The 17,212-nt window shown below is 56.1% G+C and carries 9 protein-coding genes, 1 tRNA gene and 1 pseudogene; 8 read left to right on the forward strand and 3 right to left on the reverse strand.

Going from position 1 to position 17,212, the window contains the following annotated elements:
- Positions 1-157: 157 nt before the first annotated feature.
- On the reverse strand, positions 158-1,024 hold the full coding sequence (locus Pla52nx_RS18870; protein WP_146520339.1) for a histidinol-phosphatase HisJ family protein: 867 nt from the start codon (positions 1,022-1,024) through the stop codon (positions 158-160).
- A 591-nt stretch (positions 1,025-1,615) separates the two neighbouring features.
- Between Pla52nx_RS18870 and Pla52nx_RS18875 the strand changes: the two genes are divergently transcribed.
- The 4 genes from Pla52nx_RS18875 to Pla52nx_RS18890 all read left to right on the forward strand — a co-directional run bounded on the left by Pla52nx_RS18875 (position 1,616) and on the right by Pla52nx_RS18890 (position 6,207).
- Entirely contained in the window at positions 1,616-3,163 is a 1,548-nt protein-coding gene (locus Pla52nx_RS18875; RefSeq protein ID WP_231742010.1) for a sulfatase family protein, read from the forward strand.
- A 54-nt stretch (positions 3,164-3,217) separates the two neighbouring features.
- Positions 3,218-4,192 carry a 2-hydroxyacid dehydrogenase gene (locus Pla52nx_RS18880; protein ID WP_146520341.1) on the forward strand — a complete coding sequence of 325 codons (975 nt, stop codon included), beginning with the start codon at positions 3,218-3,220 and terminating at the stop codon, positions 4,190-4,192.
- On the forward strand, positions 4,185-5,882 hold the full coding sequence (locus Pla52nx_RS18885; protein ID WP_146520342.1) for an L-lactate permease: 1,698 nt from the start codon (positions 4,185-4,187) through the stop codon (positions 5,880-5,882). Before Pla52nx_RS18880 ends, Pla52nx_RS18885 begins: the two co-directional genes overlap by 8 nt.
- A 251-nt stretch (positions 5,883-6,133) precedes the next feature.
- Positions 6,134-6,207 (forward strand) — tRNA-Arg (locus Pla52nx_RS18890).
- Between the two features lie 209 nt (positions 6,208-6,416).
- On the opposite strand, the pseudogene Pla52nx_RS32970 reads toward Pla52nx_RS18890, so the two are convergent.
- A pseudogene (locus Pla52nx_RS32970) lies at positions 6,417-6,986 on the reverse strand (site-specific integrase); the annotation flags it as partial.
- Positions 6,987-7,525: 539 nt separating this feature from the next.
- Here Pla52nx_RS32970 and Pla52nx_RS18895 point away from each other — a divergent pair.
- From Pla52nx_RS18895 to Pla52nx_RS18905, 3 genes are all read left to right on the forward strand, one after another.
- Positions 7,526-7,804 carry a DUF1778 domain-containing protein gene (locus tag Pla52nx_RS18895; RefSeq protein ID WP_197454629.1) on the forward strand — a complete coding sequence of 93 codons (279 nt, stop codon included), beginning with the start codon at positions 7,526-7,528 and terminating at the stop codon, positions 7,802-7,804.
- Positions 7,804-8,319, forward strand: coding sequence for a GNAT family N-acetyltransferase (locus Pla52nx_RS18900; protein WP_146520344.1), 516 nt, complete (start codon positions 7,804-7,806; stop codon positions 8,317-8,319). Before Pla52nx_RS18895 ends, Pla52nx_RS18900 begins: the two co-directional genes overlap by 1 nt.
- Positions 8,320-8,482: 163 nt before the next feature.
- Entirely contained in the window at positions 8,483-9,541 is a 1,059-nt protein-coding gene (locus Pla52nx_RS18905; protein WP_146520345.1) for a transposase, read from the forward strand.
- A gap of 435 nt (positions 9,542-9,976) precedes the next feature.
- Here the strand turns inward: Pla52nx_RS18905 and Pla52nx_RS18910 are convergent, their stop codons facing one another.
- Positions 9,977-10,900: a hypothetical protein gene (locus Pla52nx_RS18910; RefSeq protein WP_146520346.1), complete on the reverse strand. Its 924-nt coding sequence runs from the start codon at positions 10,898-10,900 to the stop codon at positions 9,977-9,979.
- A gap of 441 nt (positions 10,901-11,341) precedes the next feature.
- Between Pla52nx_RS18910 and Pla52nx_RS18915 the strand changes: the two genes are divergently transcribed.
- The gene (locus Pla52nx_RS18915) at positions 11,342-17,212 is read left to right on the forward strand and encodes a beta strand repeat-containing protein (RefSeq protein WP_146520347.1); all 5,871 of its coding nucleotides are present in this window, start codon (positions 11,342-11,344) and stop codon (positions 17,210-17,212) included.

The following is a 17,212-nucleotide window of genomic DNA, read 5'->3' on the forward strand; positions in this document are numbered from 1 at the left end:
GCACCGCTCCGTGAGCACCGTCAACAACGATTGACGCACCCTGTAATGGAATTCGCCCGAATTCCCCGCCCCATCGCATTTCTGGCGAAAACCACTTCGCCAGATCAAGGATGCTGCGTTACGTGCGACTCGACGACTTGAGTTCTCCCCCGCTAGCTCAACGTTGCGAATGAGCGACCAGCGATTGACGGGCAACCGAGATGGGCACGGTCATCCGTTTGCGATCCAGAAAAAACGACAACTCCTGATATCCCACGGATTCGAGCAAGTCCATCGCGTCCAAGTAGCCGTCGCCGACTCGGCCCGGTTCGTGTGCATCCGCTCCGATCACCACGGGGATCCCACGCTGCAGCATTTCACTCAGCATGGCAGGAAAAGGATTCATTTCTTGGATGCGTTTGTTAACGCCAGATGTGTTCAACTCCATCGCCAATCCCGTCTTTGCGATTCGATCGAGCGTTCTGCAAATCTCTGGCAAGATTCGCTGTGGGTCCCAGGCTTCCGCCGTTTGATTCTTGATCAAGTCCGGGTGCGAGATGCAATCGAACAGCCCTGTCTCTGCTGCGTCCGCGAGTCTGCGGAAATAGTTGACTTGATTCTCAAACGGATCATCCAGCCAGTACTTCGCTACGTACTCGGGGACTTGAGGGTGAACCGATCCGATCACGTAGTGAAACGCGTTCTCGCTGATCTGCTTTTCCAAGAACGATTCGTAGCCCGGAAAGAAATCGGCTTCGATCCCCATCCGCACATCGACCCGCCCCGCCCATTGCTGCTTAGCCGCTTCGATGATCTCGACGTATTGGTCAAACTCATCCAGTCCCATTCGCACGTGAGCGGAGAAACCGTCGGGCATCGGATTGTGGCAAGTAATCGTCAAACCTTTCAGACCGCGCTGAAAAGCCACCGCGGCGTACTCCGTCGGCATCCCAGTGGCGTGCTTACACAGCGGCGTGTGAGAATGCGTCTCGTAAAGACACGGCTGAATAAGATTCGACTCAATGATGGGGTCGTCTGAAGTCATGCTAGATCGATGCGTTGTGTCGTGTTCGGTGAGCGGGTGAGCGTCCACCAGCAGTCTAACGGCACGTCCAATCGCGAAAAGGGCAGGGTCGTCTCCTTGAGCGATAGCTGAGCGTTGAGTGAGCCAATAGACGTAAGAAAGCGTCCCGCTCAACGTAGATCCGCCCCAGGCGTTTGGCGGTGTCATACGCCCTGAGCCGCTGGCCGTCAGGCCACGGGTCTTGCGCACTGGAATGGACGCAGATTGGCAAGAAAACAGCCTGCGCATATCAGCCGCAACGCGATAGCGTCCGGTTCTCCGCCTGTAATCGGGAACCGGACGCTATCGCGTTCCGGCTAACGAACAATCTGGGCCAGCGAGTGATTTATCTTGCGATCCATTGTTTGCGTGACGAATCTCCGTCAACTGCCTCATTGCCGTAAAGGTGCACCGGCGAGCAAAAAAGTAGAGCTTGCGGATGGATATCCGCCAATCAACTACACCGGCGAGCGTCCTTGGGTTAAAGTGTTTGCGGGTCAAGAAAAACTTCAAATTGCACCGACTTGCGAAGAGTGTATCACCATGAACCGGACTTCTTTTCTTCATAATTCTATGCTTCGAGTCCTCGCGTTTTTGTTTGCCGTCAGCAATCTTTCTGGCACGACGATATCGGCTCAAGACGAGCTGCCGGCGACGCCCAAACGCGACGGCGTCAAGCCTCGTAACGTCGTTTTCGTGCTGACCGATGACCACCGCTATGACGCCATGGGATTCATGGGGCACCCGTTCTTGGAGACGCCACACTTGGACTCCTTGGCATCCAACGGCGTGCACCTCAAGAACGCGTTTGTCACCACCTCGCTTTGTTCACCCAGTCGGGCGTCGATCCTAACGGGCTTGTACACGCACAAGCACCGAGTGATCGACAACAACCGGAACGTTCCCGACGGAACGCTATTCTTTCCACAGTACTTGCAACGCGCCGGATACTCGACTGCGTTCATCGGCAAGTGGCACATGGGCGGCCACCACGATGACCCGCGTCCAGGATTCGATCATTGGATCAGCTTCCGTGGCCAAGGAAACTATCTGCCTCCAGGGCCGAACTACACACTCAATTTCAACGGCAAACGAGTCAAGCAGAAGGGCTACATCACCGATGAGTTGACCGACTACGCGGTGGAGTGGTTGCAGGCACAGCAAAATAGCGACAAGCCGTTCTTTCTGTACCTTTCCCACAAGGCTGTCCACTCGAACTTCACTCCCGCCGAGCGGCACGAGAATCGGTACGCCGATGCCGACCTGAGTTTCTTGCCACGTGGCAAAGACATCTCAGCCGAAAAGGACGCGCCACGATGGGTACGCGACCAACGCAACAGTTGGCACGGGATTGATTTCTCCTATCACAGCGATAAAGGTCTCGACTACTTGTACCGCCGCTACTGCGAGTCACTGCTGGCTGTCGACGACAGCGTCGGTCGCGTTCTGGATCAACTCAAGAAAATGGGGATCCACGATGAAACCCTCGTCATCTACATGGGCGACAACGGTTTCATGTGGGGCGAACACGGCTTGATCGACAAACGTGTCTCCTATGAAGCCTCCATTCGTGTCCCGATGATGATGCAGTGTCCTGAGCTCTACGAAGGCGGCAAGGTGGTGGAGAAAGTGATTGGCAACATCGACATCGGCCCGACCATCATGCACGCCGCAGGAATCGAGACGCCGAAGTACATGGACGGTCGCAGTTTCCTGGAATTGCCCAACCATCCCGAAATGGATTGGCGTGACTACTTCTTGTACGTTTACTACTGGGAAAAAAACTTCCCACAATCACCAACCCAGTTTGCGTTGCGTGGCGATCGATTCAAGTACATCACGTACTACGGTTTGTGGGACGTCGACGAGCTTTATGATCTGAAATCCGATCCAGGCGAAATAAACAACCTGATCAACAACGCTGAGTACCAGTCGGTGGCCAAGGAGATGGAAGAACGCTTGTACCAGATGCTGGGCGACGCTGGTGGAATGGACATCCCAATGAACCAGCCGGCTGGCAAATCCATGAACTTACGTTGGAGAGAGAAGGGCGGTGAGGAAGCGGCTGATTTTCCGCAATCCATCGTCGTGGACGAACCGACCAACAAACAAGCAAAGTAGCTGATCACCTATCCGCATTGTTTTTTCTTTCCTCTCTATTCAACATTCGCATCCGTGAAGCCCAAAGTCTTTTTAACCCGTCAACTGCCTCCCGAGCCCATGAAGCGTCTCGCCGAACAGGCGGACCTGACCGTGAATCCACACGATCGGTACCTCACGAAGGCGGAGATCATTGACGGCATTCGCGGCGTCGATGGCTTGCTCTGCTTGCTCACCGACACGATCGACGGAGAGATCATGGACGCGAATCCGGATTTGAAAGTGATCGCAAATTTTGCCGTCGGCTACAACAATATCGATGTCGCCGCGGCCACACAGCGAAAGATCCCCGTCACCAACACGCCCGGCGTCCTGACCGACTCCACGGCCGACATGGCATGGGCGCTCTTGATGGCTGCAGCTCGTCGGGTGGCCGAAGGAGACCGATTTGTACGCACACGTCAGTGGGGCGGCTGGGGGCCGTTGCAGTTCATGGGGACAGAAGTCACCGGGGCAACGCTCGGCTTGATCGGAATGGGCCGAATCGCACAAGCCGTTGCGAAGCGTGCCGCCGGTTTCAACATGCCGGTCATCTATTGGAACCGAACGCGACTGAGCGCAGCCGACGAACAACGCTTGGATGTTCAATACCGCAGCTTCGATGAAGTGCTTCGTAGCAGCGACTACGTTTCCATCCACGTCGCTCTGTGCGATGAAACGCGTCACCTGATCGGCCGACGCGAACTGAGTTTGATGAAACCCACCTCAACCATCATCAACACCGCTCGCGGCCCGGTGATCGACGAAAAAGCGTTGGTGGTCGCATTGCAAGACGGAACGATTCAATCGGCCGGTCTGGACGTCTACGAAAACGAACCGCAGTTGGAGCCAGAACTGTACGACATGGACAACGTCGTCATCGCCCCCCACCTCGGCAGCGCGACCGTCGCCACGCGAACCAAGATGGGAAACATGGCTGTCGAAAACTGCCTCGCAGTGTGCAACGGCAACCGACCGCCCAATCTCGTCAACCCTGACATCTATGCTTGAATCACTTTCGGGCCTGCTGGCGTTCACACCAATCCTGGTGGTCGGCATTCTGCTGGTCGGCCTACGCTGGCCGGCGGCGAAAGCCATGCCGCTGGCCTACCTGAGCGTCGTCTTACTAGGAGCGTTTGTGTGGCGGATAGAATTTGCCCAGATCGCAGCGGCTTCGCTGGGCGGATTGGTCGTCACCGCACAATTGTTGTTCATCATTTTCGGCGCGATCCTGTTGCTCAACACGCTCAGTGAAAGCGGTGCGTTGGCTGTCATCCGGCGCGGCTTTACCGACATCTCGCCCGACCGGCGGGTGCAAGTCATCATCATCGCATGGCTGTTCGGATCGTTCATCGAAGGCAGCGCGGGCTTCGGAACTCCCGCCGCCGTTTGCGTTCCGCTGCTGGTCGGCCTCGGGTTTCCCGCCAAATCGGCCGTCGTCAGCGGAATGCTGATCCAGTGCACGCCCGTCTCCTTTGGTGCCGTGGGCACGCCGATCCTGGTGGGAGTCAACAACGGGCTATCGGGCAAATCGATCGTGACGCAGTACGCAAGCCAAACCTTGGGACTCGACCCAAGTGACCTGACCACGATCCTGCACACGATCGGCGCCCGTGTCGCGCTCACTCATGCCATCGTGGGGACGTTGATTCCATTGATCTTGGTTTGTGTCATGACACGGTTCTTTGGCCCACAGCGTCGCCTTGCCGATGGACTGCGTGTCTGGCGTTTCGCACTTTGTGCAGCCGTGGCGATGACGATCCCATCGGCGTTGATCGCTCGTTTCCTCGGCCCTGAGTTTCCTTCGCTGCTGGGGGCGCTGGCGGGATTGTCCATCATGATCCCGATCGCGAAACGAGGTTGGTTGCTGCCGAATGAACCGGCATGGGATTTTGTCGCACCGGAGCAGTGGCCCGACGACTGGAACGGTAACGTTGAGATTCAACCCCAAGAACCACAGACTCGCCTGCCGCTTTGGCTCGCGTGGACGCCGTATGTCTTGGTGGCAGCGCTATTAGTAATGACTCGCCTGCCTCAATTGCCGTTGGGACTTTGGCTCAGATCGATCAAGCTACCGAGTGATCCCGAAACGACCGCAGCGATGTTCGGCTCGACGGTCGACATCAAACCCGTCGAGATTCTGTACTTACCTGGTTTTCTATTCATTGTGGTGTGTATCGTCACCGCGTTGCTGCACCGCATGCGTTACCCGGCGATCCGCACGGCGGTGATCAAATCGACCAAGATGGTTTCGGCAGCATCGATCGCCCTACTGTTTGCGGTGCCGATGGTCCAAGTGTTCATTCACAGCGACGGCGGTGCGAGCGGATGGGAATCGATGCCCAAGACACTTGCCACGGGAGTCTCTCAGATCGTCGGTGGCGCGTGGCCGGCGATTGCGCCGACGGTGGGTGGTTTTGGTGCTTTTGTGGCGGGCAGCAACACCATCAGCAACATGATGTTTTCGCTTTTCCAATTCCAAGTTGCCTTGGACATCGGCGTCGATCCACTATGGATCGTGTCGATGCAAGCCGTCGGTGGCGCGGCGGGAAACACGATCTGCGTCCACAACGTCGTCACAGCATGTGCCGTCGTCGGCTTGGTGGGTCGCGAAGGAGACATCATCCGCATCACCGCCCCGGTCTTCCTTTACTACGTCACCGCCGCCGCTCTGATCGGCATCATCGCCCTCGCCATCTAGGCGTGTGCCGATGCTGTGTCCCGGCTTCGGCCTCACCTCTCCCCCTGCGTTTTGCTCCAAATCGCCAGCAAGTCCCCCATCCTGGTGCAGTCTGCTCAAGCTGCCTCATCGAAATACCGATGAACTTCCCCATCGCCGGCAAAAAACGCGTGAACCCAATCAAATGGGCAGATATCTAGTCCTGCAGGGCAAAACCAACACCAACCAGCCCTTGCGGCCCACGCTCAGCAAGCTAAAATCCTGATCACAAAGCACCCCTAGCTCAATTGGATAGAGCATCGGTCTACGGAACCGAAGGTTAGAGGTTCGAATCCTCTGGGGTGTATTTTCATGCCTATCACAAGCCATCGCGTGACCGCTCAGCCCCGAAACACGGGGCTTTTTTTGTGTCTTGATATCTTGGGGTGTCTCGCGCTCCGTTGAGGATGTGCCCACCGGTGTGCCCACGGGACCATCGTGGGCCACCCCCTCTTTGACCGGAATCGGTTCCAAAGCGACTTTGTAGTCGTCCTCGGTCGTTTGCAGATAGTGAGTCTCGGCAATCGCCGCACTGTGTCCAAACCAATCGTTCAGGACGTGGTTCTTTACCTTGCCCGATCGTTCCAACTCGGTCCGCGCCGATGACCGCAGGTTGATAAACGGTTTGGGGAACGTTGCGATTCCGGCCCGCTTCACGATCTTGTTGAACGTGGTCGGCAAATTCGTTTCAGACTCCCGATAACGCTGGATGACAAAGGCATTCGCGGCGCACTTCACCCCCGGAGCGACCAATTGAAACAGCGAGTCCAGCTCGACACGCAGGGGACCAAACAACGGCGGCATCCGTTCCCCCTTGCCGTATCGCTCCGTCTTCGGGGCCCGTACAAGAAACCGTCCCCGCTCCCAATTGATGTCAGTCCAACGCAAACCCAAGACTTCGGACGGGCACCTCAGGCCAGCATATCGACACAGTGCGACGATCACCCGCCACTCTTGGTCTGGGCACGCATCAAGAATCGCGACCGTCTCACTAGCAGTAACAAACCGTTGCTTTTTGGGGTCGGATCGCAGATCAACCTTCACCCCGACAAATGAAACTCGGCATGTTGGGGACAAACTCGGCATGTTGGGGACATACCACTATGCCGCGATCGCTTAGGCAGCGTGAGCACGATTCTTGTGTCGATGGTGGTTCTTAATCTTGGTCGTCATCTGTCCTGAGTCGCGGATGCGACGGCAGCATAAAGCATGGGGCGTGAGCCCCATGGGGTACCACATAACCGCTCCTGAAAAGCCGCGAAGGTGGCGACAGATTCGTCACGGCATCCCGCACAATCTGTCGCCGCCTTCGCGGCTTGGCTTGAATCGTTGCGAAAATCGTTGCGAAATGAGACCTGGGACTGGCGTCCCAGGCTTTACGCTTCCGCCGCCTCCGCGGCTCTCGATAGCGGGAGCGCAAGCCAATGGCGAGCACACTACATCACATCAAACAAATGCAGTTGCGGCCCATTCTGAGCAGTCGCGCACGCTGATTCACCGAAACTGGAAGGCTCAACCACTCCAGGAAAATGCTCTGTCCCCATTCTCCGAATCCAGCTTGCATTGTACAGCAGATTGCTGTACAATGTTCCGAGGCCAATCACACCTGCCAAGTGGAGTCGGACATGCCAGGAACGAAGAGTGACGCTCGACTGAACTTTCGAATTAACAGCGAACTGAAGAAAACCATCGAGGACGCTGCTGCTCAGACGGGGCAAACAGTCAGTGACTTTGCCGTATCGACGCTCATTCAGGTTTCCCGCAAAATCCTGATGGATGAGCAGGTCACTCAACTCACTGAGCGTGATCGTCAACTTTTCGCTGAGATGCTTGATGACGAATCGACCAAGCCAAACGCAGCACTTCTGAAGGCTGCCAAGCAATACAAGAAGCAGGTCGGTTGATGCCGAACTGGACAATCGTGCGATTGGACAAATCACATGATCGCACTGGCTTCGCTTGCGGCAATGACAATCTCGGCGAGTGGATCAAGAGTCGGGCGAGTCAGTTTGACCGACGGGACTTGTCTCGAACTTACGTGGCTACCCGACCGGGCGAGTTTGCCGTCTGTGGTTACTACGCCATCTCGACACATCGTGTTGTCTACGGGGACATGCCTGCGTCTGAATCGAGAGGGCTTCCTCGAATGGACGTTCCTGTCGTCCTTCTTGGTCGCCTCGCAGTTGATCAGTCAAGCCAGGGGCAAGGACTTGGTGGATTCTTGCTCATTGATGCTTTGCGGCGAGCACTGCACATCTCTGAACAAGTTGGGATTCGAGCGGTAGAAGTTGACGCTATCGATGATTCCGCTCAATCGTTTTATCTCAAGTTTGGCTTTCGTTCGTTGCTCGATGACCCTCGACATCTCATGATGCCGATGCACGAAATACGAAAACTGAAACTTGATCCGTTACCGTAAATTCGATCCTCAGCCACCGTAAACTATTCTTCTAAGCAGAACTAACGGGGACACAGCACTCTAGAACTAACGGGGACACAGCACTCTTGTTGGGGTTGACTGACAGAGCTGGAGTGGTAGAAACGATCTTCTCATCTCATTCTCGTCACCTTGGGGGCAAACCATGGCTCGACTTGCTCGCGCGGAGGTCTTCGATCCTAACGAAGTCACGATCGCTCACGTGATGGCCCGCACCGTCAGACGGTGCTTCTTGTTTGGCAACGATCCGGTCTCCGGAAAGAATTTCGACCATCGCAAGGTCTGGATCGAACAGCATCTTCAGCATTTCGCCGCTTGCTTTGGGATTGATCTGATTTGCTTTTCGATTCTTTCAAACCATTATCACCTGATTCTCAAATCGCGTCCGGACGTGGTCGCGAGCTGGGACGACACCGAAGTCGCTCGGCGGTGGCTGATGCTCTGCCCTCATCGTAAAGACAGCAATGGGAACCCGCTGCCGCCTTCCGAGTGCGAACTCAATGCGATCCGCAATTGCCCGGAGAAACTTGCCGACACCCGGTCCCGGTTGAGCAACATCTCGTGGTGGATGCGATTGCTCAATCAGCGGATCGCACAGCGTGCGAACCACGAAGACGAGGAAACCGGGCGGTTCTTTCAAGATCGTTATAGAGCCGTTCGACTCATCGACGAATCCGCCTTGCTTGCGTGCGCCGCTTATGTCGACCTCAACCCCATCCGCGCCGCGATGGCCGAGACGATCGAGCAGAGTGATCACACTTCGGCGCAACGTCGAGTCGAAACCTGTACCGAGCAACCGGCCACCACCCACAACGATGGACTGCGGCATGACGATTCTTTTCTCGCACCGGTGGAGATCGACGAAAGCAACGGAGAAACGAGTCCAGTCGCAAGTCAATCCGGCACTCGATGTAGCGACAAAGGATTCTTGTGGTTCCCGCTGGAACAATATCTCGAATTATTGGATTGGACGGCGCGCCAAATCGCTGAAGGTAAACACGGAAAGACGCCCGAGCACCTTGCACCGATCCTTCAGCGCCTGGGGCTGGAGTCGTCCGTCTGGTGCGAGCTGGTGGAGGACTTTGGCAAGCTCTTCAAAACGGTCGCCGGGAATCCTTGTGCTGTGGACGAGCACCGCAGTTGCAAAACCCATCGTCGCTTCCGCCTGAGTCGCCGCGTCCGCGAGCTAATCCCTTCGGACTAAAAGCTTCCCGCGATCAGCCCCTTTTCTAAGTCGCTCTCTACAGCGACGCCGCTAGCGTTCTGGACATCAGTTGCCCCATTCGCCCAAAACCTCTAGCGAAAGCGTCCCATCACGTCGATCAAGGCCAGCGAAGCCCCACCCGAGACCGCTCATTGTCCCAAACACCTCAGGAGCCAAGCGGAACCACCCCAGCAAAGTGCTCTGTCCCCATCACTCTCTGTCCCCATCACTCTTTGTCCCAAACACCTCAGGAGCCAAACCGAACCACCCCAGCAAAGTGCTCTGTCCCCATCACTCGTCCCCATCACTCCGGGAATTCAAGCTACTGGGCGTGACGATGATCTTACCGTGTTTCGTCATGCTGAGCATGACCTACGGGCAGGTTGAAAACCTGCCCCACGTCTGTAGGCGACGTGTCGGCATGATCGAATGTGGCTACAGGAAGAGGAATGTGAATCCGGCAAGAGAGGCTGCGGTTGCGGTCATGCCGCCGAGGTCGAATCCGGACTTCTCCAGGGGCTCAAAGTCGTTCACCAGGGATTCGCAGGTGGAACAATCCGGGCCGTTACGGACGCAGCGGTCGGGACGTTGGCTGCCGATCCGATATGGCAAGACCGCGGTGTTGCATAAGAAATGAGTCATCGACGCACCGTTGGTCAGATAGCCGTATCCGGTTCCGCATCGCTCCAGGTCTGCTTCCTCAAAATACAGCGGTCGATGTCCATACCCTGTGGTGTCACGCTCGGGCAGTGAAGGTGCCAAGCCCGTGGCGGTGACATAGCGTGGGTAGGAGTCGACAGTCATCTCGCTTGCACGGCTTTGTGGAACGTTCGAATGCAGATCGATGTTCATGTCAATCTGATGAACCGGTTTGCTCAAACGATCCAAATGCTGCTGCACGCTTCTTTGTCGACGCTGCTCCTCGGACAGTTCTGGCGTCGTATCCGGCTCAGTCGCTTGCGATGTCAGCACAGAAGTAGACGCAGGAATAGTCGCCGACACTGATTCGGTTGGCGCGGCGGGAGTCACCATCTCCCACTCCAAATCCACCGCAGCGACTTCACCGGTCCCTTCCGAGGCTCCGAACGACGCTCGGTCCGACCGGAACGCCGATGTCTCATTGAGCTCATGCACCGGAACGCTGTAAAGCGCCTGACGCAAGCCTTCGGCATTGGCGGGCATCGCGGCACACAGGATCATGGACGCGAGCGCGATGAGGGTCTGAATGGAAGTCGAAGTTTTCAAGTGCGTTCCCATTGTGTTACCTGCGGTTCTGGCGAGTTTCACGACTTCGATCGCCCGAAGTTGAAAACCGCAGCCGCTTGATTTGGAGTACGGCCAGACGAAGTCAGCCGCCATTTCCTGTGTCCTAGTACAACTGGTAGTGGGATTCGCCAGAACTCCTTTCGCAACGGATTTCTGACGAAATCCACTACGCCACATTTTGATGGTGCGTTTCTTTATCGGCCCTTGTAATCGTCAACATCCAGAAAAAGCACCCAATGAGAAACGCTTCGTCGACCGCATTAGACTTTGCATTTTGCCCAGACTAAACGTCACAATGGAGACGGTTGCGTCCGATCTTACCAGCAGTCGAGTTGCCTACATTGATCCCATCAAGCGACTCTGGGCATCTCTCCGATGTTTGCATTCATGTCAAAATCACGCCGTCCACCGAAGTCTCACCCGACGAAATCTCGTCCGCACGCTCTGCATGCCAGTGCCCCGCGACGACGTTTCGGCTCGCGCCCATCCGGGTCGAAACTGGCGGGATTGGCGAGCCGTTTGCAGAAGATTTGGATGCATCACTGGGTGGACGGCAAGTTCGACGGCGAGTTCGACGGCGAGGTGAACGCATATCAGCCGATGCAGTACACGCCAGCGCTTGGCATTCTGGAGCCAAGAATTGTGCTCAATGCGACCGCTGAACTGAACGTTCTGGGGCAGTTGGTTCTCATGGGCGACGCGGCGGATGACGTGGTACGAGTCGATGTCGTCAACGATCACGAACTGCAGTTTCGAGATGCCGCCGGCGAGATCATCCCGATCGCAGGTCACTCTGCGGGCATAAACGGTAGTCCCAACGATCCGATCGCCGTCGACGACATTCCTGCGGGCGAATTGCTGATCAATCTCGGCGGCGGCAGCGACACGTTGACGTTGCAGATTCCCGACCAATTGAACGTCACGATGGTCGATGCAGCAGGAAACGATTCGGTGGAACTGGACGTTCAGCCGCTCGCTGCAGCCTCGTCAGGCAACACAAGTCGGCTACAAATCGCTGCGGACCGAATCACACTGCCTGCATCGCAGAACACGGCGAGCTTCATCGGCCGCGATGTGACATTGACTGGCGGTGTGTTTCTGGGCAACAACGCTGGTTTCACTCGGATCGATTTGGGAGATGGCTCGTTTGCCGTCGATGGGCGACTGGTCTTGGGGGGCGATCTGATTCTCTCAGGAGGTGATGCCACCATCGATCTTAGCGAGGCTACGCTTTTGGCGTCGGCAAGGCAGTCGGACTTGATCGTGGATCTGTCGACGACGAATTCAGCGAGTGCCGTCTTCGGTGAATTTGGTGTTCTACGAGGAGTCCGAGTCCATGATCTGCAAATCCTGTCGGTTGGGAACTTGCAGTTCAACGACAGCATCCAAATTGATGGCGTGGTCTCATGGGTTGGCAATGAGACGTTACCCGACGGGGTTCGCATCGACACGGGAACACTGCGTCTGGATGGCACGATCGATTTCATTGGTGCCACGCAAAATGATTTTGAGATCCAAGTCGGCTCCACCGCGATCCTGTCCGGTGATGCGACGATTCACGGGGACGTGTTCTCGGATGGAATCATTGCACCTGAGTCAAGCGGCGGGAGCATGGGCGGGGAATTCCGCGTGGACTCGCTAGCCATGTCGTCGTCGGCGAAACTGTCGATCGATGTGAACGGTTCGGTTGCGGGCGTCGAGCACGATACGATCGTGGTCGATGGTGGTGTCGTACAGATCACCGGCACGGAGTTGGAGATTTTGGACAATGCAGTCTTGCTGCCAGACACCGAGATCGTCCTTTTGCGAAACGATGGCTCCGATGATGTGGTCGGTCGATTTCGCAGCAGTCGGGATGTCTTTGGTAACGTCTTACAAGCTTCGAGGACGCTTGACGAAGGAGACTTGGTGATCGCGGACTTTGCCGGCAGCGGACTTGCGGCATACGTCACTTACTTTGGTGGCGACGGAAACGATGTTTCCTTGGTGATCGCTGGAGATCGAACCGAGGATATCGACACGATCACTTTGGTGACACGACGTGGGAACGACATCGAGATACGCACCGCACCGGACTTGGTCAGTGTTTTCACCGCCACGCCGACGGTTCGCCCGATCGAGGAGTTGAATGGCAACTCGCTACGATTGATCGGCGAAGGGCCGCGAAATCAAGTCTTGATCGATGTCAATGGGTTTGTCGATCCTACGGGGCAACTGAACGTCGACACGGAGTTTGTGTTCTGGGCGAGTGATCAAAGCGACCAAGATCGCTTGGTTATCTACGACTCCAACTTGTCAACCAACGACACCCCGGCGTCAATCAATCTGCAACGCAACGCACTGGGTGAGACCGAGATCGTCATGCTGCCTGGCGAGATGGGCTTGCCGAGTTATCGCTTTGCGACCGCACGGACCGAGTTGATGGACATCCAGCTCACTTCTCAAGATCTTACGTTCATGTTTTCGGACGCCAGTGAGTCCATTTCGATCGATGGTCAGAATGCGATCGCGGACGGATCAAGACTGTTGGTGGATGCGTTGGGAATGGATAGCGAGATACTGTTTCTGAATCCGACGGTATCCTTGGGCATTAATGCCGACGCAGGGAACGACGTCATAACCGTCGATGCTTTCGGGGACGAGATGCGAGCATCGATCTTCGTTTTGGGTGGACTCGGCACCGATTCGACGACGGTTGCGGCGACGTTATCGCTTGGCAGCGGTCTCAGTGCGGGGAACTTGGAGATCGCGGCCGAAGACATCTTGGTGACGGGCGACATCGACACAAGTCTCGGCAACACGAGCGGTCAGATCACGATCGAGGGCGGTGACCAAGTCGTGATCCGTTCACGAGTTTCGGCGAACGGCAACTCCATCAACATTGATGGAATCAGGGGTGAGATCGACACATCGCAGGCAACGCTGATCGCATCACAGATCACGATTACCAATGGCGGAACTGCTCAAATTGGTGACTTGCTGGCCGCTGGCGGGGAGATCGTGTTAGGCAGCGTCGGGCAGTCGTTGCAGTCCGTGACGCAAAAGTCCGGGACGTTTATCCAGACCGATTCATTGTCTGGCGTGGTGACCGGCGACGTCCGGCTCGCTCAGTCTGGGAATCAAATCGCGACGGTCAAGTCCTTTGCCGTCGATGGTGCGTTTGAGTTGACCGATGGCCTCGGCGATTTGAGCGTCAACAACGTGAGTGGACTGAGTGACGATGTCCGCATCGCATCTGCGGGAACCGTGCTGCTTGGTAACCTTGCGATAAAGGTTGACAACGGAGACATCGAGATCCGGGCGGGCGGCAGTATTGAAGACGCTGATGCAGACGACGCGTTACCGAACCTGATCGGCCAGCGAATCGACTTGATCGCCGGTGCACCGCTGTCCGGCAATAACTTTCCCGCTGGTTTCGGTTCGGGTGTCGGCGTGTTGAACGACGTCGATCTGGTGGCAAGAACGCTGCTCAATGTCGATACTTCGGCGACGCAGGGTGATGTCCGCATCACGAGCGTCGGTGAGACCATCCCGGTCGGCGTGATCGATGCTGCTGGCGGTCGAGTGTTCTTGGTCGGCGAAGCAATCGTTGATGGTGGTGAATCAACGGCGTTGGATGTTTTGTCCGACATCATTGCCGGTCAAGTCGATCTGCGGGGCGAAAGCGGGATTGGACAAGGACAACGTTTAGAGCTGGAATCCGTCAATGATGTTGTTGCCGTAACGACACGTGGTGACATCGATCTGCGAACCTCGGCGACGGACGACAATGTTTTGTATCGCGAGGTATTAACTGGCATCGGTGCGTTGACTATCGAGCAATTCGGTCCAGCGATGATGACTTTGGGATCGATCCGAAATGACAATGGTGACACCGTCATTCGAAATACGCAGGGATCGATCGAAGTCGGAGCTAGTGCGGCCACGGATGGAATCACGGTTGGAATATCCGGCGACTTGTCATTGATCGCGATCGGCAATTCGTCCGACATTGTTCTGCGAAGTGGCATCGAGTCGGCGGCGGGCGACATCGACGTCTTTGCTGGTCGTCATATCGAACTGACAAGCACTGCGTTGCTTGAGTCCGATTCCGGTTTGGTCACGCTGATCGCGGATCAGTTCAACGAAGGGCAATCCGGCGCAATCACAATGGCGGAAGGCAGCGATATTGACGCTGGAATAGGCCGAATTGACGTTTCTGCGGACGGTGACATCGCCATTGCGGAAATGATCAGTCGTGCAACGGGTGATGCGATTCGAATCGAATCGATAAACGGTGCCATCGTTGACGCAGGGGATGCCGGATTGGATTTGGTTGCATCCAACGGCACCACGACACTGCGATCGCGGCTGGGAATCGGAGACTCCGATGCGTTGGAAGTCGACTTGAATCGACTGAACGCGACCGTGTCATCGGTTGGTAATATCGAACTGGTTGAATCCAGTGCGATTCGTCTGGAGAGTGTTACCACGACCGACGGGCGAGTCTCGATCTCTGCGGTAGGACAGATCCGCGCCGACGATGTCATCTCCATGAACGTAGGCAATGTGGATGATGCATTGGGCGGCTCCAGCCGCGACGTTACTTTGATCACGACAGGATCGTCCAGCGACATTCTGGTTGGTCAATTGGATGCCCACGCATCGGCAGACATTCATCTGATAGCTGGCGATGACGTTTTGCAAATCGATACGAGTTCACTGATCCGCGCGGATGACTTGACAGTGGATGCGAGCAATGGCGTTTCAGATTCGTTGGCTGCTATTGATCTGCGGACGCAGATCGAACAGCTTGATGCCTTGGTCCGAGGAGCCCATCACGGTGACTTGATCTTGACCGAACTGGATGATTTGATCTTAGCGGGATCTGACGCGGATGATGATTCAGAGCAAGTGCGGACGGGCAACGGCGAAATACGAATCAGCTTGCCTGGAGTACTGAGTGTCGTTGATGCCGGACGAGTGGACGACGGAGATGATTTGGTAAACGACTACGAGATCTATGCCGGAGGAGACGCAGGACGCGTACGGATCGATGCATCAGAAATTCAGTTCGGCGACTTTGTCCAACTGCATGCCGATCAGTCGAACTTGGGTGCGGTGCGATTGACTGCGCCCCGTGTGATGTTGGGCAGTGACATTCAGATCGACACGGGTGAGTCGGTCGGCGTCGCACGAATCTTTTCCCCCCGACCGGACGTCTCGCAATTGGATGATATCGTTCCAGGTGATGAGCCACTGGGAACGGGGTTCTTTGATTTCACGTCCATCATGACCAATCGTTTGGAGCAAGCGGCGGTCAACGACGCGACGGGAATCTTGACCGTCAAGATCGGCAATCCTGGCGAGCGTGGACTGACCATCAACATCGATTGGGGAGCAGCGACCGGGCGATTCCAGCAAATCGATTTGCTCAGCGGTGATGCACCACCATTGACCGTCAGTCACCTGTATCTTGAACAAGACATCCTGGACTCGACCCTCAATGGACGTCCATCGTCAACTGACCCGCTGGAGGTCTTGTTTTCGGTCCGGCATCACGAGTCGATTCTTGTACTCGGCGATTCGATTCAGCAGGGGGACGGCGAAGCAGAATCAGTGGACGGGGGCGTGATTTCGAGTACCGACGATCCGCAAACGTTTGAGTCCGCGAGCGTGCCAATTTTGGAAAGCGGCCAAGCACGCTTCATCATTCCGGCGTTGTCGATCCCCGTGGCGTTTTTTCCTGTGCGAGATGTGATTCCGGAAACGGAGGACGCGGAGATCATCATTCCGACGACGACGTTCGTGACAAATTCCCAGAGTGGATTTGAAGTCGTTGAATCAAGTGCGTCGGCTGGTTCCAGCCGCGACGAGTTCTTTCAATTGCGTGTGCTGTCTCCGGATCCGAATGCGGATGACCTTGTGGAGCCGACTCGGTTGCCGGACGATATTCTGTCGGGAGATCAACTCAAAGAACTTTTTGCGGAACTGCCTGACGGCAGCTACGAAGTGCAATATGTACTGGGGGACGGTAACGTCCGTTCGATCTTGCAAGTCGATCTTCGCGGCGGTCAGCCCACGATCCGCGGCGATGAGCTTGATGGCGGCGAGATGCGTCTGATCCCTTTGGAGCCAGAAACGGAGCCCAGTGCAGAGGCAAGCACAGAGGCCCAAGGAGAAAACGATACAAGGACTCAGCGGTCAGAGAAGTTGCCCGCTCCTATCGGTCAACAGGATGCCGAATCGGCTGAAAAGCCGATTTTCTATCGCTTTGACGGGCAGAATCGGCCAAGCGACCCTGTGCCAGTTGACGGGGAGGCTCGTTCGGACCAGCATCGAACTCCACGTGCCGCGCTACTAGCCGCAATGGCAAGCCGGCGTCGTATGATAAAGTCCTCTGTACCGTCACATCCAACTCACTAG

The organism is Stieleria varia (assembly GCF_038443385.1).
In the GTDB taxonomy this organism is placed as follows: domain Bacteria; phylum Planctomycetota; class Planctomycetia; order Pirellulales; family Pirellulaceae; genus Stieleria; species Stieleria varia.